Source organism: Paenirhizobium daejeonense, from assembly GCF_014280875.1.
Lineage (GTDB): Bacteria > Pseudomonadota > Alphaproteobacteria > Rhizobiales > Rhizobiaceae > Allorhizobium > Allorhizobium daejeonense.
Genome location: NZ_JACLAL010000004.1, coordinates 49,879 through 74,656 on the forward strand (window position 1 = coordinate 49,879; position 24,778 = coordinate 74,656).

Here is a 24,778-nt window from a genome sequence, read left to right on the forward strand (position 1 = left end):
TCTCATAACCTCTGCCAACGGAATCGTCGAAAGGACCCATGTGCATGAAAGTCCTCGCCGTCTGCCGCGGCGCCGCAGAAACCCTTGCCGGACTGAGATACAAGAGCGGCATCAACAAGACGTCGGTGGGTGGCCCTGTGATGGTCGATGCGCAAGGCATCGTCGGTGATCGCATCTGCAATCGCCGGCATCACGGAGGCATCGACCAGGCCATCTATATCGAGGGATCGCTGACGCTCGACTGGTGGGGGGAGGAACTGGGACGACCCTTGCCGGCGGGAACCTTCGGCGAAAATCTGGTGATCGATGGTCTCGACAATCGCGATGTCGCCGTAGGCGACCGCTTGTACGTCGGCGACATCGCGCTGGAGGTAACCGCACCACGCATTCCCTGTGCCACCTTTGCGGCAAAGATGGGTGACCCGAAATTCGTCCGCCGTTATGCCGCAGCCTTGCGGCCCGGCATCTATTGCCGTGTGATCGCCGGCGGCATGCTGGAGGCAGGAGAACCGGTGACTTACCAGTCTTATGATGGCCCGCACGTGCTCCTGCCCGCGTTGATGGTCGCCATTGCCAATCGCCCGGATGACACGACACGGGAACGGCTGCTCGAAGCGCCGCTAGCCCACCGGTTCAGAGCCATGCTGGAGAGTTGAAGGCGATCCGGGTGAACGAAAGAGGATTTACCCTCTCTATGCACCCGGTTTCAGTTTGTCTGTTCAGGCGATCCCGACGCGGCTTCGGTCGGCCTCAGAACGGCAGCTTCATGCCGGGCGGGATCGGCAGGCCGGCGGTCATTTCCTTGGTCTTTTCCGCCATCACGGCTTCGGCCTTGTCCTTGGCGTCCTTATGGGCGGCAACGATGAGGTCTTCGAGGATCTCGACGTCGTCTTCCTTGAACAGCGACGGATCGATCTTGAGGCCGCGCAGGTCGCCCTTGCCGGTCATCGTGACGGTGACCAGCCCACCGCCGGACTTGCCCTCGACTTCGAGTGCGGCGATATCCGCCTGCATCTTCTCCATCTTGGCCTGCATTTCCTTGACCTTGCCCATCATGCCCATGATGTCGCGCATGTCGAAAACTCCCTTCTCGGAATATGTCAGAATTCGATATCGTCGCCGGGCAGGATATCGCCCTCGGCGGATTCTGCCGCTGCCGGCAAGCTTGGCGTTTCATCCTCGGCAGAGGCTGCTCGGATGCGTACATCGGTGATCTTTGCGCCGGGGAAACGGGCGAGAATGGCTGCAACGTCAGGATCCTGGCGAGCGTCGAGAAATTGCGCCGCGCGGGTCGATGCCTCGCTTTCCGTCAGCGTCGGCTGGCCGGGCTCGCGGCTCAGGATGACCATCCAGCGGATTTCGGTCCATTCCTCAAGCCGGCGCTGCAGGTCACCGACCAGCGACTTCGGAGCCTCGTCCGGCAGATTGATTTCCAGACGACCGGGCTCGAGCCGCACCAGTCGGACATAGGCTCGGATCAGTGCCTTGAGCTTCGGGTCACGATTTTTCGAGCAGAGATCGGCAAGTTCTTCCAGCGAGTTGACCGGCACCTTCGGCACGGGAGCCGCCTCGACCGGCCGTGTCTCGACGCGGGCCATGGTCTGGGGTGCGTTTTCCGGTGCGGGCACGCTCTGCAGGCGGGCCGTCGGCTGCGGGGATATGGCGCGTACCGTCGCGTCGATGCTCTGCTGGCCGACGGCTGCCGTGCGGTAAGCCATGGAGGTGCCGCCTCCGCCATTTCCGCCGCGGGATGCGGCTCCGCCCGGCGCGGCGCCTTCTCCGCCTTCGGAAAGCTCCAGCAGGCGGCGGGCGGCATCTTCGGGCGAGGGCAGGTGTGCCGCATGGGCAAGCCGGATGATGACCATCTCGGCGGCACCCGCCGGCCGTGAGGAATTCTCGGCCTCCGGAATGCCCTTGAGCAGCATCTGCCACATGCGTGACAGCGTGGTGACCGAGATACTGTCGGCAAGGCTTGCACCGCGCACCCGTTCCACTTCGCTGAGCGAAGGGTCTTCGACGGCGGAGGGAATGTATTTCAGGCGGGTCACAAGATGCGTGAAATCGGCAAGGTCCGTCAGCACCACGGTCGGGTTCGCGCCCGCCTCGTACTGGCTGCCGAATTCGGCAAGGGCGGCCGCCACATCGCCACGCACGATCTGGTCGAAGAGGTCAACGACGCGGGCACGGTCCGCAAGGCCCAACATGGCGCGCACGGCATCGGCCCGAACCACGCCGCCGCCATGGGCAATCGCCTGGTCGAGCAGGGACAGGCCGTCGCGGGCCGAGCCTTCGGCCGCGCGTGCGATCATCGCAAGCGCGTCTTCCTCGGCGCTGATGCCTTCCTTCGCCGCGATGGTCGAGAACAGTCCGACGAGATCGCCGGCGCCGATCCGGCGCAGATCGAAGCGCTGGCAGCGGGAAAGCACCGTGATCGGCACCTTGCGGATTTCGGTGGTGGCGAAGATGAACTTCACATGCTCGGGCGGCTCTTCCAGCGTCTTCAACAGGCCGTTGAAGGCCGCGGTCGAAAGCATGTGCACTTCGTCGATGATGTAGACCTTGTAGCGCGCCGAAACGGGGCGGTAGCGCACCTGCTCGATGATCTCACGGATGTCGTCGATACCGGTATGCGAGGCGGCGTCCATCTCGATCACGTCGACATGGCGGCCTTCCATGATCGCCTGGCAATGTTCGCCGGGTATCCTCAGGTCGATCGTCGGCTTGTCGATTTCGGCGGTCTTGTAGTTGAGACCGCGTGCAAGAATGCGGGCCGTCGTCGTCTTGCCCACCCCGCGAACGCCGGTCAGCATGTAGGCCTGTGCAATGCGGCCGGTCTCGAAGGCGTTGGTGAGTGTGCGGACCATCGGCTCTTGGCCGACCATCAGGTCCGTGAAATCCTTGGGGCGATACTTGCGGGCAAGAACGCGGTACCCCGTTGTGGTACCGTCGGCATTCGATGCTTTAGGCTCGAAATCGCTCATTGCCCCTGCCAGCGTCTCTCGAAAACCCGATAGCCGGGCATGAATTGACCGCTTGTTTGCCGGCCAAACGAAGCGGCCAAATGAAACGGAAGGTGGGAGGCTGGCACGATGACCCGTGCCGCGCTCGTTAGGGCTGCTTCCTTCCGGACCTGACCCGGTTGGCGAGTGGCTCGTCCACCACCAACCTCCCGGCTGCACATATCGGCAATTACGCAAGCAAATGCAAGCCAAGCCTGCAAAAAACTGTTATGAATAGCAAAAACGACGGGAGAGACGCCTTTGGAAACATTCGCACTCGATGAAAGGCTGGCGCGCGACAGTTCGCTGGTCATCAAGCTTGGCCTATGTGAACTGCGCCTGATCGAGGACAGGCGCTGGCCTTGGCTGGTTCTGGTCCCTCAGCGACCGGGGATCTCCGAGGTATTCGAGCTCACCCCGCTCGATCAGGCCGTGCTGACATTCGAGCAGAATCTGGTGGCTTCGGGCTTGAAGACGCTGACCCACGCCACCAAGATCAATGTGGCTGCGATCGGCAATGTCGTTCGCCAGCTTCATGTGCATGTCATAGCCCGTTTCGAGGGCGATCCCAACTGGCCAGGCCCGGTCTGGGGCCATGGCGCAGCCGAGGCCTATACCGACGACGAACGCCGCGAGATCAAGAAGAAGCTGCTAGAAGCCATTCACTCATGAAGAATTCGATTTTCCTCAGCCGTGCCCCCCATCTCGAACCGAGCGAACTCACCGCATTTTCCAAGAATGCGCTGGATCGCCGTGCCGAACACCGGGATGAGACCTCGCTTTCCGTGGCGCTCGCCGTGGAAGGTGCCCATATTCTCGCTTTCTCTGATGCCCAGCTGGTGTTGAAGCATGACGGGCAGGTGCTCGATCCGTTGTTTGCGCCTTACGAGCTGTCGGAACTCGATCCCGATTTCGAGCGCGCCATCCTGCTCGGCTTTCAGCCGAACGGTGAGCCGCGTCTTGCGGTGCCGGTGGCCCGCAGCGCCGATGAGCTGGCGACCCGCTACAAGCCGGCCGACGCCCGTGCGCTGTTTCGCGAACAGCTCATTCGTGAGGAACTGCTGGGAGAAGCGGCGCAGGCCTTGAGCCTTATCCGCTGGAACACGGACAACCGCTTCTGCGGACGTTGCGGCGCGGAGATGGAAAGCCGCATCGGCGGTTACAAGCGGGTTTGTCCGGCCTGCGGTCACGAGATCTTTCCCCGCACCGATCCGGTGGCGATCATGCTTGCGGTGGATGAAAAGCGCGACCGCTGCCTGCTCGGTCGCAATCATCGCTTCCCTGAGGGCATGTATTCCTGTCTTGCCGGCTTTGTTGAGCCGGGCGAGACGGTCGAGAACGCGGTTCGCCGGGAAACTAGGGAGGAATCCGGCATTGCGATCGGTCGCGTCCGCTACCACGCATCACAGCCCTGGCCGATGCCGCATCAACTGATGATCGGCTGCTACGCCGAAGCCGCGACCTTCGACATCGAGCGCGACGAAGGCGAGCTGGCGGATTGTCGCTGGTTCTCCCGTGAAGAGATCGTCGCCATCGTCGAGAACGGCAGTTTCAATGGCGTCTCCCTGCCGGTCGAAGGCACCATTGCCCGCCGGCTGATCGTCGACTGGCTGGAATGGAAGCACTGAACGGGAAGCTCAGAGCTTCCCGCGCATCGCGTGCGCCTTATAGACGCCGAGGATGCGGACCTTTTCCGAAAAGAACGAAAGCTCTTCCAGCGCCCGCTTGACTGGCGCGTCCTCGGGATGTCCCTCGATATCGGCGTAGAACTGGGTGGCGATGAACTTGCCCCCGATCTGGTAGCTCTCGAGCTTCGTCATGTTGACGCCGTTGGTGGCAAAGCCGCCGAGCGCCTTGTAGAGTGCGGCGGGAATGTTGCGGACATTGAAGACGAAGGTAGTGATGAAGGTCTCGTCATCGCTCACGCGCTTCGGCTGGTCCTCGTCGCGGGAGAGAACAACGAAGCGAGTGACGTTGTTTTCGGAATCCTCGACGTTCTCGGCGACGATATCGAGGCCGTAGAGCGGGGCTGCAAGTCGCGGCGCAAGGGCCGCCATGGTGCGGTCGCCCTTTTCCGAGACGAGCTTTGCCGCGCCCGCCGTATCGCCGGCGACAACGGCCTTCCAACCGTTGCTGCGGATGATCTTGCGGCATTGACCAAGCGCGTGGATGTGGCTGTGGACGGTGCGGATCTCGTCCATTCCGACGCCCGGAAGCACCATCAGCTGAAAGCGGATCGGCATGAAATACTCGCCGACGATGTGCAGGCGCGACAGCGGCAGCAGGTAATGGATGTCGGCGACGCGGCCGGCCAGCGTATTCTCGATGGGGATCATCGCCAGATCGACCTCGCCTGTCTCGAGCGCCACGAAGGCGTCCTCGAAGGTCGGACAGGGCAGCGGCTCCATGTCCGGGAACATGTCCCGGCAGGCCATATCGGAATTGGCGCCGAAGTCGCCCTGGAAGGAAATCTTGTTGGTCTTGTGAGTGGTCATCGGTGTACCCGTAAGATCAGTTTGCGCGGGCGGCAAGGAGACGCCGCGCCTTTTCGAGATCGGCCGGTGTGTCGACCCCGAGCGGAATGGAGCGGACGACCTCGACATCGATGCGCATGCCGGCTTCAAGCGCGCGTAACTGCTCGAGGGATTCCCGCTTTTCGAGCGGCGACTGCGACAGGCTTACGAAGCGCTCTAGTGCTGCACGGCGATAGGCGTAGAGCCCGATGTGATGATAGAGCGGACCTTTGCCGTAAGGCGCGGTGGCGCGTGTGAAGTAGAGTGCCCTGAGCCGTGTGTCGGAGGTCGCGGAGCCGACAACTTTGACGACGTTGGGATTGGTCTTTTCTTCCTCGTCGGAAATCTCGACGGTCAGCGTCGCGATATCGACCTGCGGATTGTCGAGGGGCTTCAGTGCTGCCCGGATGGTCTCAGGCTCGATGGTCGGCAGGTCGCCCTGCACGTTGACCACGATCTCGATCTCCCTCCTCGGATCGACGGCGATGAGTGCCTCATGAATGCGGTCTGACCCCGACTGGTGGTCCTGGCGGGTCATCACGACTTCGAACCCGGCATCGGCGACCGCGTCGTAAACCCGCTGGTCGTCGACCGCCACCACGATACGGCCTACTTCGGCTTCCCGGGCGCGCTTTGCCACCTGTACGATCATCGGCAGGCCGCAAATGTCGGCCAGCGGCTTGCCGGGCAGTCGGGTGGAAGCCATGCGCGCAGGGATGAGGATTAGGACCTTCCCCAAATCTGAATTATTCATCGCCGGCCCCTTCAAAATCAGCCAAAACAGTGTCAAAAAGTCCCAGTCTGGGGATTCACAATCGTGTTGCAACTGTCAAGCAAAAGACATAGGTTCCGCGCGATTTCAAGATCATCCGGGCTGAACATCCGGCTGCATGGGGAGCGTTGCAGATGAACTCATATGTGAACATGGGCGTGGGGGCTCTTCTGGGAACCGTTTTCGTCCTTATGACGGTTTCGATCACATCGGAGGGCATTTTCCACTCCGAAAAGCCGGAAAAGGAAGGGTTCGCCATCGCAGCGGAAGGCGCAGGCGAAGCTGCGGGCGGTGCCGAGACTGCTACCGCTGCCGAAACCCCGATTGCCACGCTGCTTGCCAGCGCCGATGCGAAGGCCGGCGAGGCCGTCTTCAAGAAATGCACGAGCTGTCATGACGGGTCCAAGGGCGGACCCAACAAAGTTGGCCCCAATCTTTTCGGTGTGGTTGAGCGGCCGATCGCTTCGCATGAAGGTTTTGGTTACTCCGCTGCCATGAAGGACTTCTCGCAGGGCGGTTCGGTTACCTGGACCTTCGAGAACCTCAATCACTTCCTGACGGCGCCGAAGAAATTCATCGCTGGCACCGCCATGGGCTTTGCCGGGATCAAGAAGGAAGACGAGCGCGCAAACCTTCTCGCCTATCTTCGTTCGCTGTCCGATGCACCGGTTGCTCTTCCGGCCGCGACCAACTGATCGGCTGACTGATCCGATATTTTCAGAAATGCCCGGCTTTCCGCCGGGCATTTTGCATTTCTCGTTCCCGTTACTGCAGCATATAGGCCCAGAAGGTAACGCTCAGCACGCCAAGCGCCGTGGTCAGCGTGATCGAAGAGGCGGCGATCGCATGGCCAACCCCGAAACGATTGGCGATAAGCCAGGCGTTGATGCCCGTCGGAACCGAAGAGGTCAGCACCAGCGCGGCGGTCCAGGGAGGGCTAAGTCCCAGCAGATGACAGGTTGTCCACACCGTTGCCGGCATGACTAGAAGCTTGAGGGCGGAAATGATGCCGGCGATGCGCAGGTTTCCCGCAACGCCGTAACGATTGAGCGCCATGCCAAGCGAGATCAGGGCCGCGGGCGCCGCCATCGTCGAGATCTGGGCCGCGACGCCATCGAGGACCTCCGGAAGCTGCAGACCGCTCAGATGCAGCAGCAACCCCGCCATGAGGCCGATGACCAGCGGGTTGCGCACGAGGTTCATGCCGATCTGGCGAAATACGGCCAGCGCGCCGCGGGAAGCCTTACCGCTCGTCTTCTGCTCGGCGCGCTCCATCAACACCGTGCCGATCACCATCATCAGCGGCAGGTGTACGGCCAGCAGGATGGTCAGCGGCACGAGGCCTTCCGCACCGACCGTACGCTCCACCAGCGGCAGGCCGATGAAGATGTTGTTGGCAAACGCCGAGGAGACGCCCGCCAGCACGCCGACCCGCTGGTCGCGCTGAAAAACGCGGGTGGCCATGAGATGCCCGATCGTCCATGTGACGCCGACGCCGGTAAAGTAGGCGATCCAGAGCTTGAACGGCGAAGCGCCGTGGAAATCGGCTTGCGAGATCGTGCGGAACAAAAGCACCGGCACAGCGACCTTGAAGACGAATTCGCTGAGCCCCTCCCCAATCTCCGCGTTCAGGATCTTCGTCTTGACCAGACCCCACCCGATAAGAATCAGGATGAAGATCGGGAAGACGTCGTGGGCAATGGCATACATATGCTGGAAGCTTTCGGGGAGCTGCTACGGCGGGCAAGTTTATCACCTCTACCGCGCCATTTCCGCCCGGACCAGTATTTTTGATGAATGACAGGAATGCACCGGAGCATGGCCGTAGGGCGGCCGAAAAGAAAAAAGCGGGGAAATTCCCCGCTTCCGCCCGAAAAATCAGGCTCTGGACCGTGCCGCCAGTACATCCGTGGTCAGCAAGGAACTGTATGCCGGGCAGTCATGCCCGATGATGAACGGCCGACCTGAAACGCAGTCACATGCCGTCTTCACTTGAGGTTCCTTTTACAGGCTCCGCATGACATCAGGATGACGAAAGGCATATTTCTTCGGAAGCTGCTGTTTATGCTTCCATGCAGGAGAAAAACGGCTATGACCGGTTCAACCGTGCAATTGGAGATCCGCATTTTATGAGCAGGTTCGATGTTCTCACCGTCGGCAACGCCATCGTCGACATCATCTCGCGCTGTGAAGATCGGTTTCTGATCGACAACGAGATTACCAAGGGAGCGATGAACCTGATCGACGCCGAACGCGCCGAGAAGCTCTATTCGCTGATGGGGCCGGCGGTGGAAGCTTCCGGCGGCAGCGCCGGCAACACTGCGGCGGGCATCGCGAGCTTCGGTGGCAAGGCGGCCTATTTCGGCAAGGTTGCAGAAGACCAGCTCGGCCAGATCTTCAAGCACGACATCCGCGCCCAGGGCGTGCATTTCGAAACCGTGCCGGAAGGCACGAATCCGCCGACGGCGCGCAGCATGATCTTCGTCACGCCCGATGGCGAGCGATCGATGAATACTTATCTCGGCGCCTGCGTCGAACTCGGGCCGGAGCATATCGAACCCGAAGTCGTCGCCGACGCGAAGGTCACCTATTTCGAGGGCTATCTCTGGGACCCACCGCGCGCCAAGCAGGCTATCCTCGATTGCGCCCGTATCGCCCATGAAAACGGCCGCGAAGTATCGATGACGCTGTCCGACAGCTTCTGCGTTGGCCGTTACCGTGACGAATTCCTCGATCTCATGCGCTCCGGCACGGTCGACATCGTCTTCTCGAACCAGCAGGAAGCCCTGTCCCTCTACGAGACCGACGATTTCGAACTGGCGCTCGAAAAGATTGCCGCCGACTGCAAGCTTGCAGCCGTGACCATGAGCGAAGAAGGCGCCGTCATTCTCCGCGGCAAGGAGAGGGTGAAGGTCGATGCCAGCACAATCGGCGAACTCGTCGATACGACCGGTGCCGGCGATCTCTTCGCGGCCGGTTTCCTCTTCGGTTACACGCAGGGACGTTCGCTCGAGGATTGCGGCAAGCTCGGCTGCCTTGCAGCCGGCATCGTGATCCAGCAGATCGGTCCGCGTCCGCTCGTCTCGCTTGAAAAGGCGGCGCTCGAAGCCGGCCTTATTTGAAGGCTTCGCCGGGATAGGCACCCCAGATTTCACCCTGGTTAACCCATCCCTTCACGCCGCCCGCTTCTACCCGGCACCAGTTGCCGTTGCACTCATTGAGTCTAACGACGACGCCGGGCTCAAGCTTGGCGACGACCGAGGCATTGGGCAGCGAATCCTGACGCATGCTGACGAAGACACTGTCGCCATTGCCGCGCATCCACGGTGCGGCGACGGCAGTGCGCTCGCCGGAAAGCAGCGTCTGGCTGACCCAGCCCTCCGTTCCGTCGGCATCGCGGATGCGGCGCCAGTTTTCATACTCCTGGATGATTTCGACCGGAAGGCCGGACTTCAGATAGAGCCATGACACGGCATAGTCGGTGCTCGGCCCGATCCTGAGGTTGACGCGCTTGGCCTTGAGGCTGACGAAGCGCGGCAGCGGAAGGCCGCTCGATCCCTTGGCGACAGCCTGCGCTTCGGCGTGAGGGGTTACGAATGCCGAAAGGCCTATAGACAGGCAGGCAACAAGCAGGGCGCGGGACAGAATTTGAACCATGGCGTTTCCGATCAATCAACGAATCCAAGGGTTTCCGTGAAGATCAGGATGCAGTTGCACCGACCCCGGCACAAAACGGTCCCGGGCTTGAGAGTTTTGTTTGTCTTCGCCTGCGGGTTTGGTAGAAATTGCCCTGAACGGGGAAATTATGCCCCGGCTTGGTTAACGACCTCTAAACAAGGCATCGAACGTCCCCATGACCAACAGGAAAAGACCCAAGGTCTACATCACCCGGAAGCTGCCGGACGCCGTGGAAACGCGCATGCGCGAATTGTTCGATGCCGAACTCAACGTCGACGACAAGCCGCGCACCCAGCCGGAACTCGTCGCTGCGGTGAAAACTGCGGACGTTCTGGTGCCCACCGTGACCGACCGCATCGACGCAGCGCTGATCGAACAGGCCGGCCCGCAGCTGAAGCTGATCGCCAGCTTCTCCAACGGCTTCGACCATATCGACGTGGATGCCGCAGCCCGCAAGGGCATTACCGTGACCAACACGCCGAACGTTCTGACCGAAGATACCGCCGACATGACCATGGCGCTGATTCTCGCCGTGCCACGCCGGCTGGTCGAGGGCGCACGTATCCTGATCGAAAAGCCCGGTGAATGGCAGGGCTGGTCGCCCACCTGGATGCTTGGCCGGCGCATATGGGGCAAGCGCATCGGTATCATCGGCATGGGCCGCATCGGCACGGCGGTCGCGCGCCGCGCCAAGGCATTCGGCCTGTCGATCCATTACCACAACCGCAAGCGCGTCAATCCGGCGACCGAAGACGAACTGGAGGCGACCTATTGGGATAGCCTCGACCAGATGCTGGCCCGCGTCGATATCGTCTCGGTCAACTGCCCCTCGACGCCCGCGACCTTCCACCTTCTCTCGGCGCGACGGCTCGCGCTGATGCAGCCGACCAGCTACATCGTTAACACCGCGCGCGGTGACATCATCGATGAGGATGCGCTGGTCAACTGCCTGCGCCATGGCAAGATCGCCGGTGCCGGTCTCGACGTGTTCGAAAACGAACCGGCGGTCAATCCGAAGCTGGTCAAGCTCGCGAATGAAGGCAAGGTCGTGCTGCTTCCCCATACTGGTTCGGCGACGATCGAGGGCCGCATCGACATGGGCGACAAGGTCGTCATCAACATCCGGACCTATTTCGACGGCCACCGTCCGCCGAACCGCGTCCTGCCCAGCCGTACTTGATCAGGTCAAGCCGAGGAGTGCCTTGCGCATCTCGATCGACGTGATCCGCTGATAGTCGGCATGGCTGTTTTCCGCGGTCTTGCGGAAGCCCCATGTCGCGAAACGACGGTGGTTGCCGACAAGTTCGATACGGGTTTCCAGCCGGAGTTCTGGAAGCCGGAGGGTTGCGGCTATGGTTTCGGCTTCCATGAGTAACAGCCAGCCGATCCCCTTGCCCTGCGCCTCAGGCAACACCGCCAGCTTGCCGATATAGAGCGAGGCAGGTTCGGGGCGGAAAAAGGCGCAAGCCGATAGCTGGCCATTCTCAAATGCCGCAATGCCGATCTCTTCGCGTGCTTTCTCGCGCAGAAGGTGGGGCGTCAGACGATGGGCCGATGACGGCGGGTCGATTACGCCATCCATGTAGGCGAAGGCCCTGAGAATCAGGTCTAGAAGTTCGTCATATCGCCCGAAATCGTCGTCAAGGCGGCGGAGTTCGATTGTCATGTTCCTGAAGTCGCCTTGCGCCGGCGGTAGCGGATGGTGTCGAAACGGGCCGAGAGCCCGTCATAGAGCAGCAGACGACCCACAAGTGGTTCACCGGTGCCGGTGATGAGCTTGATCGCTTCCATGGCCATCAATGTGCCAATGACGCCGGTGAGCGCGCCGACGATACCCGCCTCCGCGCAGGACGGGACGAGACCGGCCGGCGGCGGCTCGGGAAAGAGATCGCGGTAGCCGGGATTGAGGCTGCCGTCCGCTGATGTCTCATAGGGTTTGAGCACAGTGACCGAACCATCGAAGCGCCCGACCGCTCCCGTGACGAGCGGGATCTTGCGGGCTTCTGCCGCGTCGGCCGCCGCATAGCGCGTCTCGAAATTGTCGGAACCATCAATCAGCAGGTTGAAGCGCCCGAGGTAGGAGCCGGCGAAATCGGGCCCGAAATGCTGCTCGAAACGTTCGACGCGGACATTCGGGTTGAGACGGAGGAGGGCGCGGGCAGCGCTCTCCGTTTTCTCGTCCCCGATCGTGCCGCTGTCATGGATCACCTGCCGCTGGAGGTTCGAGAGCGATACCCGGTCGTCATCGACGATACCGAGGGTGCCGACGCCGGCCGCGGCGAGATATTGCAGCACCGGTGCGCCGAGCCCGCCGGCGCCGATTACCATCACGCGCGCGGCTTTCAGCTTTTGCTGTCCCGCCCCGCCGATTTCCGGCAGCAGGATGTGGCGATGGTAGCGGGAGATTTCCTCGGGCGTCAGCTTTTCCATGCCCGCCTTATCGCATGGCGACAGGCTTGCGAAAAGGCATGTCCGTCAGGCCGACGCCGTTCCGTCGCGAATGGTGATGAACTGGGCGCGTTCTCCAAGCGCCGAGAACATGGACCGGTCGGTGCCGGTCATGAAGGCCTGGCCGCCGAGCGCGTCGATCCGGTCGAAAAGCGCGGCCCGCCGGTTTTCGTCCAGATGTGCGGCAATCTCGTCCAGAAGCAGAATGGGAGCGTGACCGGTCATCGTCGCGACAAGGCGTGCATGCGCGAGGATCAGACCGACCAGCAGAGCCTTCTGTTCGCCGGTGGAGCAACGCTCCGCATCCATGTTCTTCTCGATATGCCGAACCAGAAGGTCGGCTCGGTGGGGCCCGTCGAGTGTCCGCCCTGCGGCTGCATCACGGTATCGCCCGGCCGCCAGCATTTCGGCATAGCGGTCCTCCAGCTCGATGGCCGGGGATTGCATGTCCTCGCCGTCCATGAAGCCGCTGAGCGCAAGCTCCGCTGAAGGAAAGCTGCCGACACCGACGCCCGGATCGTGAAGGCCTCGCAGCAGCCCCATCATTTCGCGTCGGGCCATGGTCATGGCGACGCCGAGGCCCGCCATCTGCCGCTCGATACCGGAGAGCCAGCTTGGATCGAAACGCCCCTCGGCCAGAAGCTTGTTGCGGCTGCGCATGGCGCGTTCGAAATCGCTGGCGCGGCGGCCATGGGCTGGATCGAGCGAGAGCACCAGACGGTCGAGAAAGCGGCGACGGTCGGAGGAGGAACCGGTAAACAACCCGTCCATCGAAGGCGTAAGCCAGAGCACCCGCAGATGGTCGGTGAGTTCGTCGACCGATTTTACCGTGGTGCCGTTGATGCGCAGCCGGCGCACCATCGTTTCCTCGTCGCTTTCAGTGCCGGTGCCGATTTCGACATCGCCTTCCATGCCCTCTATCTCGGAGAAGATGGAAAAGCCTCCTGCAGCCTCCACGCGGGAGACATCCGCCAGCACGGCGCGTCTCAGCCCGCGCCCGGGAGACAGGAAGGACACGGCCTCCATCAGGTTCGTCTTGCCGGCTCCGTTCTCTCCGGTCAGCACGACATGACGCGCGTCGAGCGCCAGCGACAATCCCGCATAATTACGGAAGTCAGTGAGCTTCAGGCGGCGGATGAAAACTTTATGCGTCATGGGGTCCGTATCTGGTATTGCCCTGAGCTAGGATGAAAGGCGCGTGATGGCAAGGCGAGGAGATGGTTTTCGACAGATGGCGAGCCATCGGCTTCATCATTTTGATGCATGGACCGACACCTCGAGCGGATGTATCCTTGCCGCGCATGTTCCTGTGAAAGCAATGACCGATGACAACCGACCGAGATGAACTGACCCCGGAGGAAGCCCGGCGGGATCACTGGGAAATGCTGCGGTTCCTGGCGGTCAATGCGCTGTTCGGTGCAGGGCTCGGCATCATGGTGGCGATCGCATTGATATGGCTGGATATCGGCGGCCTCGGCACGCGTCTCGGCCATGCCAGCAACCCGGTCCTGCCGGTCTTCATGATAGCCATACCTCTCGGGCTGACCTTTGCCGCTGCTGTGACTGCGTCGGCCGTCATGCTGATGCCCTACAAGAAAAAGAAGCAGCGCTGATGTGGGCGGTGTCAAGCGTTCTGCATCCGGTCCATTGACCTCGCCTTCCCGCTCCGGCATGACCACTCTTCGCACCATGCCTTTCGAGCAAAGGATGCTCTGTCACGGTTTCATCGCAGGAGGGTTTCATTGACCGATCAGGAAGACCGTATCACGCGCCTTGAGGAAACAGTGGCGCACCAGTCCCGCGTAATCGAGGAACTGTCTGACCAACTGACGGAACAGTGGAAGGTCGTGGAACAGACCCGTGCCAAGCTCGATCGCCTGACGGAGCGCTTCCTTTCCTTGGAGGAACAGGCACTGGAAGCGCCCGCAATTACCAAACCGCCGCACTACTGAGTAACTTCAGCGGGCAGCGATCCCGCCGACCATGGCATCGACGGCGGCGTCGATCTCTGCATCGCTGCAATCGAGACGCCCGGTCAGCAGCCTGCTCCAGGCAAAGCCCGAGAGGATTTCGATCAGGAGTTCCGGATGAACGCCCGGCTTGATCTCGCCGCGTTCCTGTCCTCGCTTGATGATGTCGCCTGTCTGCTGCCAGCGATGCAACAGGTAGTTCCGTAGCGCTTCAAGTGTTGCCGGGTCGCTCTGGGCTTCGGCTATCACGGAGCGAAACACCGCGCCGCCGTTATCCTGCCAGAAGGACAGCAGCCCTTTGACGAAAAGCGCGAGATCCTTCCGCACATCGCCGCTATCGGCCACGCTCATGTCCTGCTTCTGCCGGTGGTAGACGTCGAGAAGCAGCGCGGCTTTCGAAGGCCACCAGCGATAGATCGTGGGCTTGCCGGCCTTGGCGCGCCGTGCAACCGCCTCGATCGAAAATGCCGAGAAGCCCTCTTCGATCAGGATGGACTCGGCCGCCGCAAGGATCGCCTCCTCGCTATCGGGGTTGCGCTGCGCGCCGATGGATGTGCGGCGAGCCGGAGCGGCCGAGATGGTTTCCATGAATGCCTCCCGAATTTTTTCCGACTGATATCATGAAAACATATTGAACGAAACGCATCGTTTCGATATTGAACGAAACGTGCCGTTCTTATGGAGAGCCCCAATGTCTGATCCAGTCATCATGCCGAAGCCCTCCAAGCTGAGGCTCGCCGTACTGATGCTTCTGGTAGTCTACCCGTTCGTGACCGGCATCCTCTACATCATCATGCCGCTGACGGAGGGCTGGGCGCTATGGAAGCGTACGGCATTGCTGGCGCCGATCATGGTCTTCTCGATCGTCTATGGCATCGCGCCGCTGATCCAGCGCCATTTTAGCTGGTTCATCATGCGGCTGCCACGCAGGAAAGCCGCCTAAAACGGGCGAAAGAAAAAGGCCGGCTCCATGGGGGCCGGCCTTTTCATAGGTAATGGAAGCTTCGCTTAATCGCTGAGCGTGTCGAAGAAATCCTTCATCCGCGCGAAGAAGCCCGTCGATTCCGGGTTATTCTCCTTGGACGACAACTGTTCGAATTCCTGCAGCAGCTCACGCTGGCGCTTCGAAAGCTTCTGCGGTGTCTCGATCTGGATCTGGATGTAGAGATCCCCGGTCTGCGACGAGCGCAGCACGGGCATGCCCTTGCCCTTCAGCCGGAACTGTTTGCCGGCTTGCGTGCCCTCCGGAACGCTGACGCGCGACTTGGAGCCGTCGAGCGTCACCACATCGAACGTGCCGCCGAGCGCTGCCGTCGTCATCGAGATCGGCACCGAACAGTAGAGGTCCGCACCGTCGCGCTGGAAGAACTCGTGCGGCTTCACCGACAGGAAGATATAGAGATCGCCCGCCGGACCGCCCCTGAGCCCAGCCTCGCCCTCGCCCTGCAGGCGAATGCGGGTGCCGTCCTCGATGCCGGCCGGAATGTTGACCGAAAGCGAGCGCTCCTCGGTCACGCGACCCTGGCCGTTGCATTTGGTGCAGGGATCCGAGATCGTCTGGCCGCGACCGTGACAGGTCGGGCAGGTACGTTCGATCGAGAAGAAGCCCTGTGCGGCGCGGATGCGGCCCGAGCCCTGACAGGTGGCGCAGGTGGTCGGCTTGGTGCCGGGCTTGGCGCCCGTTCCGGTGCATAGATCGCAGGTAATCGATGTCGGCACACGGATCTGGGCCGTCTTGCCGGTAAAGGATTCCTCGAGCGAGATCTCCATGTTGTAACGGAGGTCGGCGCCGCGCTCGCGTCCACCGCTGGAACGCGCGCGGCCACCGCCGCGCCCGCCGCCCATCATCTCGCCGAAAATATCTTCGAAGATATCGGAGAACCCGCCGCCGGAGAACCCGCCGCCCGGATTGAAGCCGCCGCCGCCCATGCCACCCTGCTCGAAGGCGGCGTGACCGAAGCGGTCATAGGCCGCACGCTTCTGCGGGTCCTTCAGGGTCTCGTAAGCCTCATTGATTTCCTTGAATTTCTTCTCGGATTCGCTGTCATCGGGATTCTTGTCCGGATGATATTTCATCGCCAGCTTGCGGAAGGCGCTCTTCAGCTCCTTCTCGTCCGCCGTCCGGCTAACCCCGAGGGTTTCGTAGAAATCTGCTTTTGCCATGGTCCTACAGAGCTCTCAAAGCCTTCTCCACACTCGTGTGGCTGCCAGTCTTCTTGCCCGCCTGCTTTTCGCAGGCTGCCATGTCCTTCTGGAAGTCGGACACGGCGGCTCGCGCATCCTCGATCAGCACCTTGCGGGCTTCGCCCTTGTTCGTCAGCCCATCGGCTGACGATACGGCGACATAGGCCAGCGAATGGGCGGCCATGTCACAAGCGGAAACAGCCTGGCCCTCTTCACGACGCTTCAGCGCCGCTTCGATAACCCGGCCAAGCTCGCTGCCGGTTCTGGATAGCTGTCGACTGTCGCCCGCACCGATCGCCTTTGCAATGGTTACCTCGGCGGCGCTCACCTTGCGATAGACCGCTTCGATCTGGCCGGCTTCCTGGGCGGAAGCGGATGCCACGCAAAGGGCCAATGTAAATGCGGCTGGCCCGAAGGCCAGCCCCATGACGGTGAAACGTCGCTTCGGCCGTTGCATCAGGCCGACTTCTTCGCGTCTTCGTCCTTGACTTCCTCGTAGTCGGCATCGACCACGTCGTCAGCCTTGCCGCCTTCCGCGTCGCCCGCGCCTTCCGCCTGCTGCGCTTCATAGATGGCCTGACCAAGCTTCATGGAAACTTCCATGAGGGTCTGGGTCTTGGCCTGGATGTCGTCGGCATCCGGCTCCGAAGCTTCGACCGCGGTCTTCAGCGATGCGATCGCGTCCTCAATGGCCTTGCGGTCGGTTTCCGAAACCTTGTCGCCATATTCCTTGAGCGACTTTTCCGTGGAATGGATCAGGCTCTCGGCATGGTTCTTGGCTTCGACGCCCGCACGGCGCTTCTTGTCCTCGGCAGCATGCGATTCAGCATCCTTGACCATCTTTTCGATATCGGCGTCGGAGAGACCGCCGGAAGCCTGGATGCGGATCTGCTGTTCCTTGCCGGTGCCCTTGTCCTTGGCCGAAACCTGCACAATGCCGTTGGCGTCGATGTCGAAGGTGACTTCGATCTGCGGCACGCCGCGCGGTGCCGGCGGCAGACCGACGAGGTCGAACTGGCCGAGCAGCTTGTTGTCTGCGGCCATTTCACGCTCGCCCTGCGAAACGCGGATGGTCACGGCATTCTGGTTGTCTTCGGCCGTCGAGAAGGTCTGGCTCTTCTTCGTCGGGATCGTCGTGTTGCGATCGATCAGACGGGTGAACACGCCACCCAGCGTTTCGATGCCGAGCGACAGCGGGGTCACGTCAAGCAGGAGAACGTCCTTGACGTCACCCTGCAGAACGCCGGCCTGGATGGCGGCGCCGAGAGCGACGACTTCATCCGGGTTCACGCCCTTGTGCGGTTCCTTGCCGAACAGCTGCTTTACGACTTCCTGGACCTTCGGCATGCGGCTCATACCGCCGACGAGGACCACTTCGTCGATTTCGGAAGCGGTGACGCCGGCATCCTTCAACGCAGCCTTGCAAGGCGCGATGGTGCGCTGAACGAGGTCGTCGACCAGGCTTTCCAGCTTGGCGCGGGTCAGCTTGAGCGTCAGGTGCTTCGGACCGGAAGCGTCGGCCGTGATGAACGGCAGGTTGATTTCGGTCTGCTGCGAGGACGACAGTTCGATCTTGGCCTTTTCGGCGGATTCCTTGAGGCGCTGCAGGGCAAGCTTGTCGTTCTTCAGGTCGATGCCGTTGTCCTTCTTGAACTCGGCGACGAGGTATTCGACGAGACGCATGTCGAAGTCTTCACCACCAAGGAAGGTATCGCCGTTGGTTGACTTCACTTCGAAGACGCCGTCGCCGATTTCCAGGATCGAGATATCAAAGGTACCGCCGCCGAGATCGTATACGGCGATCGTCTTGCCTTCCTTCTTGTCGAGACCGTAGGCGAGTGCGGCAGCCGTCGGTTCGTTGATGATGCGCAGCACTTCAAGACCTGCGATGCGGCCTGCATCCTTGGTGGCCTGACGCTGGGCGTCGTTGAAGTATGCCGGAACGGTGATGACGGCCTTCTCGACCTTTTCACCGAGATAGGATTCGGCGGTTTCCTTCATCTTCTGAAGGATCATCGCGGAGATCTGTGCCGGGGAATAACCCTTGCCCTGAGCTTCAACCCATGCGTCGCCATTGTCGCCCTTGACGATCTGGAACGGCACGAGGTGCTTGTCCTTCTCGACGGTCGGGTCTTCATAACGGCGACCGATGAGGCGCTTTACGGCGAACAGCGTGTTGGTGGGGTTGGTGACTGCCTGGCGCTTGGCCGGCTGGCCGACGAGGCGTTCGCCGTCGTCAGAAAATGCCACCATGGAAGGCGTGGTCCGTGCGCCTTCGGAATTTTCAATGACCTTTGCATCCTTGCCGTCCATGACGGCGACGCAGGAATTGGTCGTTCCAAGGTCGATACCGATTACTTTAGCCATGTCATTCTCTCCTTGAAGCAGACTGTCGGAACCCCGGAAAGGCATTCCATTGACAGTCCCTCGACGTGGATGGTCTGGGATATCGCAGTCCTCGCTGCGGTTATGTCGCGTATATAAGAAGCAGTTTTTCTGACTGCAAGGCTCGAAATCCGCTGTAATCCAGTAAAAAGAACAGATTGGCAGAACATGCAATCCGCCGTTTGCGGCCAACAGGAGGCCCGCCCCTTAAGGATTGCATAGCGTCCGAGCCTTGCGCCGGGCTGCTTTCCGGCAGATGGCGATGGCTGGCCGCGAATGCAAGATCCACTGCTGTCCCAGCGGTCCTCGCCTTACTGCCCCATGATGATGTCGAGAAGCGTGGTGTGTCGCCGGCCGGAGGGGACCGGTCCGCCAACCTCGCCGGGCGGCACTGGACCTTCCAGTACCCCACCATACGGTTCCTCGGGCTGCCCATTCATGGGGATATCCCCGGGCGGCATGGGCCCTGCCTGCGGGATGGCGCCCATGTCGCCTGTTGGCATTGGTTCAGCAAGGCCAGCATCGCCGCCCTGTTGCTGCGACTGCGCCGGATAACGCTCCTCGCCACCACCGGACAGGACGTCGGAAATGATCGTGCCGAGGGTCGATTGCGGCGGCTGATCGACCGAAGGTTCGACATAGGTGCCGCCGTTCAGCGGCGCGGGCGTGAGCCCGGTATGCGCGGTTGTCATGAAGTCGTGCCAGGCCTTGGCCGGCAGGCCACCGCCCGTTACCTTCTTCATGGAGCTGCCGTCGTCATTGCCGAACCAGACGCCGGTAGTGAGATTGCTGGTGTAGCCTACGAACAGCGCGTCACGGAAGGATTGAGTTGTGCCGCTCTTGCCCGCGGCTTCCCAGCCCTTGATCCTGGCCTTCTTGCCCGTGCCGTTCTCGATCACGCCCTTCATCATCATGTTCATTTCGGAGACGACGCCTTCGCTGAGCACGCGCGGAGGATCGGCGTAGTCGTTTTCGTAGACGGCTTTGCCGTCGGGCGTCGTGATGCGGCGAACGATATGCGGCGTGGCCTTGTAGCCGCCGTTCATGAACGGGGCATAGGCCGCAGTCAGCTCCAGTAGCGACACTTCCGACGTGCCGAGCGCGATGGAGGCATTCGACTGGAGATCCGATTCGATGCCGAGACGGTGAGCAAGCTTGATGACGTGGTCGGGCCCGACTTCCATGACCAGCTGGGCGGCGATGGTGTTGAGCGATTCCGCCATCGCACCGGCGAGCGTCACCGGCCCGCGGAATTTCTGGTCGTAGTTCTCCGGTGTCCAGTTGCCGATGCGGATCGGTGCGTCGTTACGCACCGAATCGGGCCTGAGGCCCATTTCCATCGCGGAGGCATAGACGAAGGGCTTGAAGGCCGAACCGGGCTGACGCTTGGCCTTGACCGCCCGGTTGAACTGGCTTTCCGCATAGTCCTTGCCGCCGACGAGCGCCCGGATCGCGCCGGTACCGTCGATCGAGACAAGTGCCGCCTGGGACACGTTCAGCTTCTTGCCTTCGGTGTCGATGCTCTCGGAAATCGCCGCTTCCGCTTTCTTTTCCAGCGTCATGTCGATTGTGGTCTCGACAACCAGGTCTTCCTTGACCTCACCGACCAGAGACTTGACCTCTTCGACCACCATGTCGGCGACATACTGGCCGGCGCCGCTCCAGTAGCGCTTCGCCTGGGTCGGCGATTGCGACATGGCGGTCTTCACCTCTTCGTCGGTGATGAAGCCCTCTTCGCGCATGGTGCCGAGCACCACCTGGGCGCGGGCTTCCGCAGCCTCCGGGTCGCGGGCGGGCGAAAGGCGGGAAGGGGCCTTGAGTAGGCCGGCGAGAAGGGCTGCCTCGCCAAGGTTCACGTCGCGCGCCGACTTGTTGAAATAACGCCGGGAGGCCGCTTCCACGCCATAGGCGTTGGAACCGAAATAGACCCGGTTCAGATACATCGTGAGGATCTGGTCCTTGGTGTATTCGTGCTCCAGCCAGAGGGACAGGAGAACTTCCTGAACCTTGCGTTCCAGCGTTCTTTCAGGCGAAAGGAACATGTTCTTGGCGAGCTGCTGGGTGAGCGTCGAGCCGCCCTGCACCATGCGTCCCGAAACGAGATTGGTGGCGATGGCACGTGCAAGCCCGAGCGGATCGATGCCGTAATGCGAATAGAAGCGCCGGTCCTCGATGGCGATGACCGCCTGCGGGATGAACGGCGACATGTCCTCGAGCGCCAGCGCCTCGCCGCCGGTCGCGCCGCGATTGGCGATCACCGTGCCTTCGACGGAGACGATCTTGATGTTGGGCGGGCGCTCGGGGATCGACCAGGAACTCGCGCTCGGCATGCGGGCGCCATAGTAGAACACGATGCCGGCGACCCCGATCGCGCCCCAGATGCCGAGCACGACGCACCAGTAGATCATCCGGCTGATGAACCCGGTCAGCCCGCCGCTGCTGGAGCGCTGTTTTTCCTTGCGCTTTTTGCCGTTGCCGCGTTCGCGTGGCGGTGCCGCGGCCTTGCCGGGGGAAGCCTTGCTGCGGGACTGGCCCCTTGCGCCGATCCTGTCACCTGCATCGATGCGAATCTCGCTGCCGTCCTCGTCGCTTCCTCCGAAGCTCGGTTCGACACGTTCGCGGGATTTGCCCTTGCTTGCCATTGCCGGCGATCTTGCTCCAGTAGTTTGCGTCTACGATGCCGGCCTTGCCGGAGCCCGTTGTGCGCGGTGGGTGATGGCCGCGTGACAAGCGGAAGAAGTGACCGAAGCACTGAACATTAATTGAGGCGATTTAAAGGGGGGTTAACATGCGGTAAACGCCTGTATCTACACCCGGAATGCAACTGCCGCGTCGTCTCTTTACTGGCAGAGGTCTGCCCACTCCGCATCCGTCAGTTCCGCAAGCCGTCCGGGCGCGATCCGTACCGCCGAATTGGTGGCGCCGGCAGCCGGAACCACCTCGTCGAAGGATTTCAGCGAGACGTCGCAATAGATCTTGAGATCGGAAGGCAGGCCGAACGGGCAGACGCCGCCGACGGGATGGCTGGTCGCCTCGACCACGTCCTCGGCGCCGAGCATGCGCGGCTTCACCCCGAAGCGATCCTTGAACTTGCGGTTGTCGAGACGTTTCGTGCCGGCAGCAACGACAAGCACGACCTCCTCGCCGATCCTCAGGCAGATCGTCTTGGCGATCTGGTCGGGCTCGACGCCATGGGCTTCCGCAGCAAGTGCGACCGTCGCGGAACTTGCGTCGGTTACGATGACGGAGATGTCGGGCGCTTTTTCGGAAAAGAAGGTTCGGACGGATTCTAGGCTCATGGCGTCATCTAAACGGATCGCCGGAAGCGGGGCAAGGGCGAATACTGTCGGGTATCGGCCGGCAGGGAGAATGCCTTTCCAAACCACGGTCAAAATTGTGAACCGATCACCGGGGGCTTGAAGCAGCGGAAGAGGCTACCCATATGGGGATCAACCAGTGCAGCGGCGCCTCACAAGGCTGTCGCAACATTTCAGGGCAAATGGATGTGCTGCGTTAATGTGTTGTTAAGCACTTCGCGCGATCCTGTTTGTCAGAGGGTGATGTGAATGGCCTCAACGCCGCGATCACACACCTGGAAATGAGCATTGCCCGTTTCCGCCCCTGACCACGGATGTACTGGCAGGGGCGTCGAAACGGGATACGAAAGGTCGGGCTTGCCCGGCCTTTTTGTTTTTCAGGGTAAGGACACGCGCCAATCCATGGGCGTGTCCTTTTCTCGTCCTTAGCGCGCGGCGAGAGCGTCGAGAATGCGGATCCACGAGCGGATGCCCTTGTGGAACGACTGCAGTTCGTACTTCTCGTTCGGCGAATGGATGCGGTCGTCGGTCAGTCCGAAGCCGACCAACAGGGAATCCATGCCGAGCATCTTCTGGAAATCGCCGACAATCGGGATCGAGCCGCCCATGCCGATGACGACGGCGGGCTTCGGCCATTCTTCGGAAAGCGCGTTCTTTGCCTTCGTCAGCACCGGCGAATCGTAGGAAAGCTGGATGGCCGGCGAGCCGCCATGCGGGTGGAACTCGACCGAGCAATCGGCCGGAAGCTTCGAGCGCACATAGGCGCGGAAACTCTCGCGGATCTTCGCCGGGTCCTGATCGCCGACGAGGCGGAAGGAAACCTTGGCGGAAGCCTGCGCCGCGATCACCGTCTTGAAGCCTTCGCCGGTATAGCCGCCGGTGATCCCGTTGACCTCGGCTGTCGGCCGCGCCCAGGTAAGTTCGAGGACCGAACGCCCCCTCTCGCCGGCGGGAACCGAAAGGCCGACCTCGCCGAGAAAGCTCTCCGCCGTCCGGCCGAGCGTTTCCCAGGAGGCCTTGATGTTGGCCGGGGTTTCTTCGACGCCTTCATAAAAGCCGGGAAGGGTGATGCGGCCCGTTTCGTCATGCAGGCCGGCGAGAATGTCGACCAGGATATGGATCGGGTTTGCGGCCGCGCCGCCGAAAAGGCCGGAATGCAGGTCGCGGTCGGCTGCGGTGATGACGATTTCCTCGCCGACCAGTCCGCGCAGGGCGGCGGCGATGGCCGGCGTTTCCCGGTCCCACATGCTCGTGTCGCAGACCAGCGCGAAATCGGCCTTCAGTTCCTTCTCGTTGGCGGTGAGGAAAGGCTTGAGCGACGGAGAGCCCGATTCTTCCTCGCCTTCGAACAGGATGGTGATGTTGATCGGCAGGCTGCCGTTCACCTCCTTGTAGGCGCGGCATGCCTCGACGAAGGTCATGAGCTGGCCCTTGTCGTCGGCGGTGCCGCGGCCGGTGATGATCTTGCGGCCGGGCTCGATCTCCTTGATCGCCGGTGCAAAGGGATCGTTTTCCCAGAGGTTCAGCGGGTCGACCGGCTGCACGTCGTAATGGCCGTAGAAAAGGGCATGCGGCGCGCCAGCGGATGCGGCGGCCTGATGGGCGACCACCATCGGATGGCCGGGCGTGTCGCGTACCGACGCCTCGAAACCGATCGAGACGAGATCCGCCACCAGCCATTCCGCAGCCTTGCGGCACTCGGCCTTGTAGGCTGGATCGGTGGAGATCGAACGGATTTTCACGAGGTCGAAGAGACGGTCCAGGCTCTGCGGAAGGGCCTTGTCGGCGCTGGCGAGAACGGCTGAAATATCGGTCATGGCAATTGTCCTGCACGGTTCAAATCGAGCGGGACGATAGATCAAAGGCGCGCCGGTTTCGACCCGCAGAACAGGATATTTTACGGATCGAGCCTGCGGGCGTTGTCGATGGCCCGGCGGATGTATTCCAGCATCAGTTCTTTTTCGAACCTGCGGAAGCCTTCAAACAGCGCCTCGTCCGCCTCGGTCGCAGCTTCCAGCGCCTCGCTTTTCAAGCCGCGCGCCTTGTCCGTCAGGAAGATCAGCTGCGCCCGCCTGTCCTGCGGATGTGGCCTGCGTTCGATCAAGCCGTCCCGCTCCATCCTCGCCAGCGTGTTCGCCATCGTCGCCTGTTCGACGTCGACTCGGTCGAGAAGCTGACGCTGGGTCAGGCCTTCCTCGTTCCAGAGTTCGATCAGGATGGGAAACTGTCCGGCGGAGAAGCCAAGCTTTGCCGCCCGGCTCTGGAGCGCGCGGGAGAAGCCGCGGGCAAGCTGGGCGGTGAGGTAGGTGGCGGAAGCCGAGCGATCAAAAGCCATGACAAATCGATAGGCGCGTTTTGCCGTCTCCTCAAGATAAATCGCAGGCGATGTATCGTTTCGATTGATGTTTTTTGGATGACGCGGTGGATGCTTCGATCGGGCGGAAACGACGAAGCCGCCGTGGCTGGAGGCGGATGCCACGGCGGCTTCTCGAAAAGAGGGACAAAGGCCCGG

Annotated in this window: 26 protein-coding genes and 1 other RNA gene; 9 read left to right on the top strand and 18 right to left on the bottom strand. The window is 61.7% G+C overall.

All coding sequences use genetic code 11. The features are described from left to right. Window positions 1-44: 44 nt before the first annotated feature. Window positions 45-656, top strand: coding sequence for an MOSC domain-containing protein (locus H4I99_RS10005; RefSeq protein WP_163902648.1), 612 nt, complete (start codon window positions 45-47; stop codon window positions 654-656). Between the two features lie 94 nt (window positions 657-750). On the opposite strand, the gene H4I99_RS10010 is transcribed toward H4I99_RS10005, so the two are convergent. From H4I99_RS10010 to ffs, 3 genes are all read right to left on the bottom strand, one after another. Then, a complete protein-coding gene (locus H4I99_RS10010; protein WP_099056087.1) occupies window positions 751-1,074 on the bottom strand; it encodes a YbaB/EbfC family nucleoid-associated protein in 324 nt (107 codons plus the stop codon). Between the two features lie 26 nt (window positions 1,075-1,100). Then, the gene (locus H4I99_RS10015; RefSeq protein WP_163902650.1) at window positions 1,101-2,981 is read right to left on the bottom strand and encodes a DNA polymerase III subunit gamma/tau; all 1,881 of its coding nucleotides are present in this window, start codon (window positions 2,979-2,981) and stop codon (window positions 1,101-1,103) included. 92 nt (window positions 2,982-3,073) lie between these two features. Then, an RNA gene (ffs, locus tag H4I99_RS10020) (signal recognition particle sRNA small type) lies at window positions 3,074-3,170 on the bottom strand. 90 nt (window positions 3,171-3,260) lie between these two features. Here ffs and H4I99_RS10025 point away from each other — a divergent pair. Then, window positions 3,261-3,671, top strand: a complete 411-nt coding sequence (locus H4I99_RS10025) for an HIT domain-containing protein (RefSeq protein ID WP_163902652.1) — start codon at window positions 3,261-3,263, stop codon at window positions 3,669-3,671. Next, window positions 3,668-4,627, top strand: a complete 960-nt coding sequence (gene nudC, locus H4I99_RS10030) for an NAD(+) diphosphatase (protein WP_163902654.1) — start codon at window positions 3,668-3,670, stop codon at window positions 4,625-4,627. The genes H4I99_RS10025 and nudC overlap by 4 nt, the downstream gene beginning before the upstream one ends. Window positions 4,628-4,636: 9 nt before the next feature. On the opposite strand, the gene H4I99_RS10035 is transcribed toward nudC, so the two are convergent. Both H4I99_RS10035 and H4I99_RS10040 read right to left on the bottom strand, forming a co-directional pair. After that, entirely contained in the window at window positions 4,637-5,494 is an 858-nt protein-coding gene (locus tag H4I99_RS10035; protein WP_163902656.1) for a prephenate dehydratase, read from the bottom strand. A 16-nt stretch (window positions 5,495-5,510) separates the two neighbouring features. Further along, complete coding sequence (locus H4I99_RS10040; protein WP_163902658.1) at window positions 5,511-6,266, bottom strand: 3-deoxy-manno-octulosonate cytidylyltransferase; 756 nt, start codon at window positions 6,264-6,266, stop codon at window positions 5,511-5,513. Between the two features lie 152 nt (window positions 6,267-6,418). Between H4I99_RS10040 and H4I99_RS10045 the strand changes: the two genes are divergently transcribed. After that, a complete protein-coding gene (locus tag H4I99_RS10045; RefSeq protein ID WP_163902659.1) occupies window positions 6,419-6,979 on the top strand; it encodes a c-type cytochrome in 561 nt (186 codons plus the stop codon). 70 nt (window positions 6,980-7,049) lie between these two features. Here H4I99_RS10045 and H4I99_RS10050 read toward each other — a convergent pair whose 3' ends face one another. Next, window positions 7,050-7,994, bottom strand: coding sequence for an AEC family transporter (locus tag H4I99_RS10050; protein WP_163902661.1), 945 nt, complete (start codon window positions 7,992-7,994; stop codon window positions 7,050-7,052). 419 nt (window positions 7,995-8,413) lie between these two features. On the opposite strand from H4I99_RS10050, the gene H4I99_RS10055 reads away from it, so the two are divergent. Next, window positions 8,414-9,406 carry an adenosine kinase gene (locus H4I99_RS10055; RefSeq protein ID WP_163902663.1) on the top strand — a complete coding sequence of 331 codons (993 nt, stop codon included), beginning with the start codon at window positions 8,414-8,416 and terminating at the stop codon, window positions 9,404-9,406. Here H4I99_RS10055 and H4I99_RS10060 read toward each other — a convergent pair. Further along, window positions 9,399-9,929 carry an SH3 domain-containing protein gene (locus H4I99_RS10060; RefSeq protein ID WP_425314377.1) on the bottom strand — a complete coding sequence of 177 codons (531 nt, stop codon included), beginning with the start codon at window positions 9,927-9,929 and terminating at the stop codon, window positions 9,399-9,401. The two genes, H4I99_RS10055 and H4I99_RS10060, sit on opposite strands and share 8 nt — an antisense overlap. Window positions 9,930-10,137: 208 nt before the next feature. Here H4I99_RS10060 and H4I99_RS10065 point away from each other — a divergent pair, with 208 nt between their 5' ends. After that, on the top strand, window positions 10,138-11,142 hold the full coding sequence (locus H4I99_RS10065) for a 2-hydroxyacid dehydrogenase (RefSeq protein WP_163902667.1): 1,005 nt from the start codon (window positions 10,138-10,140) through the stop codon (window positions 11,140-11,142). Here the strand turns inward: H4I99_RS10065 and H4I99_RS10070 are convergent, their stop codons facing one another. The 3 genes from H4I99_RS10070 to recF are packed head-to-tail and all read right to left on the bottom strand — an operon-like array spanning window position 11,143 to window position 13,565. After that, complete coding sequence (locus H4I99_RS10070; RefSeq protein ID WP_163902669.1) at window positions 11,143-11,628, bottom strand: GNAT family N-acetyltransferase; 486 nt, start codon at window positions 11,626-11,628, stop codon at window positions 11,143-11,145. Continuing rightward, window positions 11,625-12,392 (bottom strand): molybdopterin-synthase adenylyltransferase MoeB, encoded by a 768-nt coding sequence (locus H4I99_RS10075; RefSeq protein ID WP_163902671.1) that lies wholly within the window; start codon window positions 12,390-12,392, stop codon window positions 11,625-11,627. The genes H4I99_RS10070 and H4I99_RS10075 overlap by 4 nt, the downstream gene beginning before the upstream one ends. A gap of 45 nt (window positions 12,393-12,437) precedes the next feature. Further along, window positions 12,438-13,565 carry a DNA replication/repair protein RecF gene (gene recF, locus H4I99_RS10080; protein WP_163902673.1) on the bottom strand — a complete coding sequence of 376 codons (1,128 nt, stop codon included), beginning with the start codon at window positions 13,563-13,565 and terminating at the stop codon, window positions 12,438-12,440. A 170-nt stretch (window positions 13,566-13,735) separates the two neighbouring features. On the opposite strand from recF, the gene H4I99_RS10085 reads away from it, so the two are divergent. Further along, window positions 13,736-14,023: a hypothetical protein gene (locus H4I99_RS10085; RefSeq protein WP_163902675.1), complete on the top strand. Its 288-nt coding sequence runs from the start codon at window positions 13,736-13,738 to the stop codon at window positions 14,021-14,023. A gap of 129 nt (window positions 14,024-14,152) precedes the next feature. Next, window positions 14,153-14,362: a SlyX family protein gene (locus H4I99_RS10090; protein WP_163902677.1), complete on the top strand. Its 210-nt coding sequence runs from the start codon at window positions 14,153-14,155 to the stop codon at window positions 14,360-14,362. 6 nt (window positions 14,363-14,368) lie between these two features. On the opposite strand, the gene H4I99_RS10095 is transcribed toward H4I99_RS10090, so the two are convergent. Then, window positions 14,369-14,968: a TetR/AcrR family transcriptional regulator gene (locus H4I99_RS10095; RefSeq protein WP_163902678.1), complete on the bottom strand. Its 600-nt coding sequence runs from the start codon at window positions 14,966-14,968 to the stop codon at window positions 14,369-14,371. 103 nt (window positions 14,969-15,071) lie between these two features. On the opposite strand from H4I99_RS10095, the gene H4I99_RS10100 reads away from it, so the two are divergent. After that, window positions 15,072-15,323, top strand: a complete 252-nt coding sequence (locus H4I99_RS10100) for a putative antibiotic biosynthesis monooxygenase (protein WP_163902680.1) — start codon at window positions 15,072-15,074, stop codon at window positions 15,321-15,323. 65 nt (window positions 15,324-15,388) lie between these two features. Here the strand turns inward: H4I99_RS10100 and dnaJ are convergent, their stop codons facing one another. The 7 genes from dnaJ to H4I99_RS10135 all read right to left on the bottom strand — a co-directional run bounded on the left by dnaJ (window position 15,389) and on the right by H4I99_RS10135 (window position 24,601). Beyond that, window positions 15,389-16,543, bottom strand: coding sequence for a molecular chaperone DnaJ (gene dnaJ, locus H4I99_RS10105; RefSeq protein WP_163902682.1), 1,155 nt, complete (start codon window positions 16,541-16,543; stop codon window positions 15,389-15,391). 4 nt (window positions 16,544-16,547) lie between these two features. Next, on the bottom strand, window positions 16,548-17,021 hold the full coding sequence (locus H4I99_RS10110; protein ID WP_163902683.1) for a hypothetical protein: 474 nt from the start codon (window positions 17,019-17,021) through the stop codon (window positions 16,548-16,550). Further along, on the bottom strand, window positions 17,021-18,931 hold the full coding sequence (gene dnaK / locus H4I99_RS10115; protein WP_163902685.1) for a molecular chaperone DnaK: 1,911 nt from the start codon (window positions 18,929-18,931) through the stop codon (window positions 17,021-17,023). The genes H4I99_RS10110 and dnaK overlap by 1 nt, the downstream gene beginning before the upstream one ends. 329 nt (window positions 18,932-19,260) lie before the next feature. Next, window positions 19,261-21,591 (bottom strand): transglycosylase domain-containing protein, encoded by a 2,331-nt coding sequence (locus H4I99_RS10120; RefSeq protein WP_163902687.1) that lies wholly within the window; start codon window positions 21,589-21,591, stop codon window positions 19,261-19,263. Between the two features lie 198 nt (window positions 21,592-21,789). Then, window positions 21,790-22,248, bottom strand: coding sequence for a YbaK/EbsC family protein (locus tag H4I99_RS10125; RefSeq protein WP_163902689.1), 459 nt, complete (start codon window positions 22,246-22,248; stop codon window positions 21,790-21,792). Between the two features lie 443 nt (window positions 22,249-22,691). Continuing rightward, complete coding sequence (locus tag H4I99_RS10130; RefSeq protein WP_163902691.1) at window positions 22,692-24,083, bottom strand: dipeptidase; 1,392 nt, start codon at window positions 24,081-24,083, stop codon at window positions 22,692-22,694. Between the two features lie 80 nt (window positions 24,084-24,163). Then, window positions 24,164-24,601, bottom strand: a complete 438-nt coding sequence (locus tag H4I99_RS10135) for a MarR family winged helix-turn-helix transcriptional regulator (protein WP_163902693.1) — start codon at window positions 24,599-24,601, stop codon at window positions 24,164-24,166. Window positions 24,602-24,778 lie beyond the last annotated feature (177 nt).

Bases quoted from the DNA above. Each gene is read 5' to 3' on its own strand.
- H4I99_RS10005 (WP_163902648.1), top strand. From the start codon at position 45: ATGAAAGTCCTCGCCGTCTGCCGCGGCGCCGCAGAAACCCTTGCCGGA.
- H4I99_RS10010 (WP_099056087.1), bottom strand. From the start codon at position 1,074: ATGCGCGACATCATGGGCATGATGGGCAAGGTCAAGGAAATGCAGGCC.
- H4I99_RS10015 (WP_163902650.1), bottom strand. From the start codon at position 2,981: ATGAGCGATTTCGAGCCTAAAGCATCGAATGCCGACGGTACCACAACG.
- nudC (WP_163902654.1), top strand. From the start codon at position 3,668: ATGAAGAATTCGATTTTCCTCAGCCGTGCCCCCCATCTCGAACCGAGC.
- H4I99_RS10035 (WP_163902656.1), bottom strand. From the start codon at position 5,494: ATGACCACTCACAAGACCAACAAGATTTCCTTCCAGGGCGACTTCGGC.
- H4I99_RS10040 (WP_163902658.1), bottom strand. From the start codon at position 6,266: ATGAATAATTCAGATTTGGGGAAGGTCCTAATCCTCATCCCTGCGCGC.
- H4I99_RS10045 (WP_163902659.1), top strand. From the start codon at position 6,419: ATGAACTCATATGTGAACATGGGCGTGGGGGCTCTTCTGGGAACCGTT.
- H4I99_RS10050 (WP_163902661.1), bottom strand. From the start codon at position 7,994: ATGTATGCCATTGCCCACGACGTCTTCCCGATCTTCATCCTGATTCTT.
- H4I99_RS10055 (WP_163902663.1), top strand. From the start codon at position 8,414: ATGAGCAGGTTCGATGTTCTCACCGTCGGCAACGCCATCGTCGACATC.
- H4I99_RS10065 (WP_163902667.1), top strand. From the start codon at position 10,138: ATGACCAACAGGAAAAGACCCAAGGTCTACATCACCCGGAAGCTGCCG.
- H4I99_RS10070 (WP_163902669.1), bottom strand. From the start codon at position 11,628: ATGACAATCGAACTCCGCCGCCTTGACGACGATTTCGGGCGATATGAC.
- H4I99_RS10075 (WP_163902671.1), bottom strand. From the start codon at position 12,392: ATGGAAAAGCTGACGCCCGAGGAAATCTCCCGCTACCATCGCCACATC.
- recF (WP_163902673.1), bottom strand. From the start codon at position 13,565: ATGACGCATAAAGTTTTCATCCGCCGCCTGAAGCTCACTGACTTCCGT.
- H4I99_RS10085 (WP_163902675.1), top strand. From the start codon at position 13,736: ATGACAACCGACCGAGATGAACTGACCCCGGAGGAAGCCCGGCGGGAT.
- H4I99_RS10095 (WP_163902678.1), bottom strand. From the start codon at position 14,968: ATGGAAACCATCTCGGCCGCTCCGGCTCGCCGCACATCCATCGGCGCG.
- H4I99_RS10100 (WP_163902680.1), top strand. From the start codon at position 15,072: ATGTCTGATCCAGTCATCATGCCGAAGCCCTCCAAGCTGAGGCTCGCC.
- dnaJ (WP_163902682.1), bottom strand. From the start codon at position 16,543: ATGGCAAAAGCAGATTTCTACGAAACCCTCGGGGTTAGCCGGACGGCG.
- H4I99_RS10110 (WP_163902683.1), bottom strand. From the start codon at position 17,021: ATGCAACGGCCGAAGCGACGTTTCACCGTCATGGGGCTGGCCTTCGGG.
- dnaK (WP_163902685.1), bottom strand. From the start codon at position 18,931: ATGGCTAAAGTAATCGGTATCGACCTTGGAACGACCAATTCCTGCGTC.
- H4I99_RS10120 (WP_163902687.1), bottom strand. From the start codon at position 21,591: ATGGCAAGCAAGGGCAAATCCCGCGAACGTGTCGAACCGAGCTTCGGA.
- H4I99_RS10125 (WP_163902689.1), bottom strand. From the start codon at position 22,248: ATGAGCCTAGAATCCGTCCGAACCTTCTTTTCCGAAAAAGCGCCCGAC.
- H4I99_RS10130 (WP_163902691.1), bottom strand. From the start codon at position 24,083: ATGACCGATATTTCAGCCGTTCTCGCCAGCGCCGACAAGGCCCTTCCG.
- H4I99_RS10135 (WP_163902693.1), bottom strand. From the start codon at position 24,601: ATGGCTTTTGATCGCTCGGCTTCCGCCACCTACCTCACCGCCCAGCTT.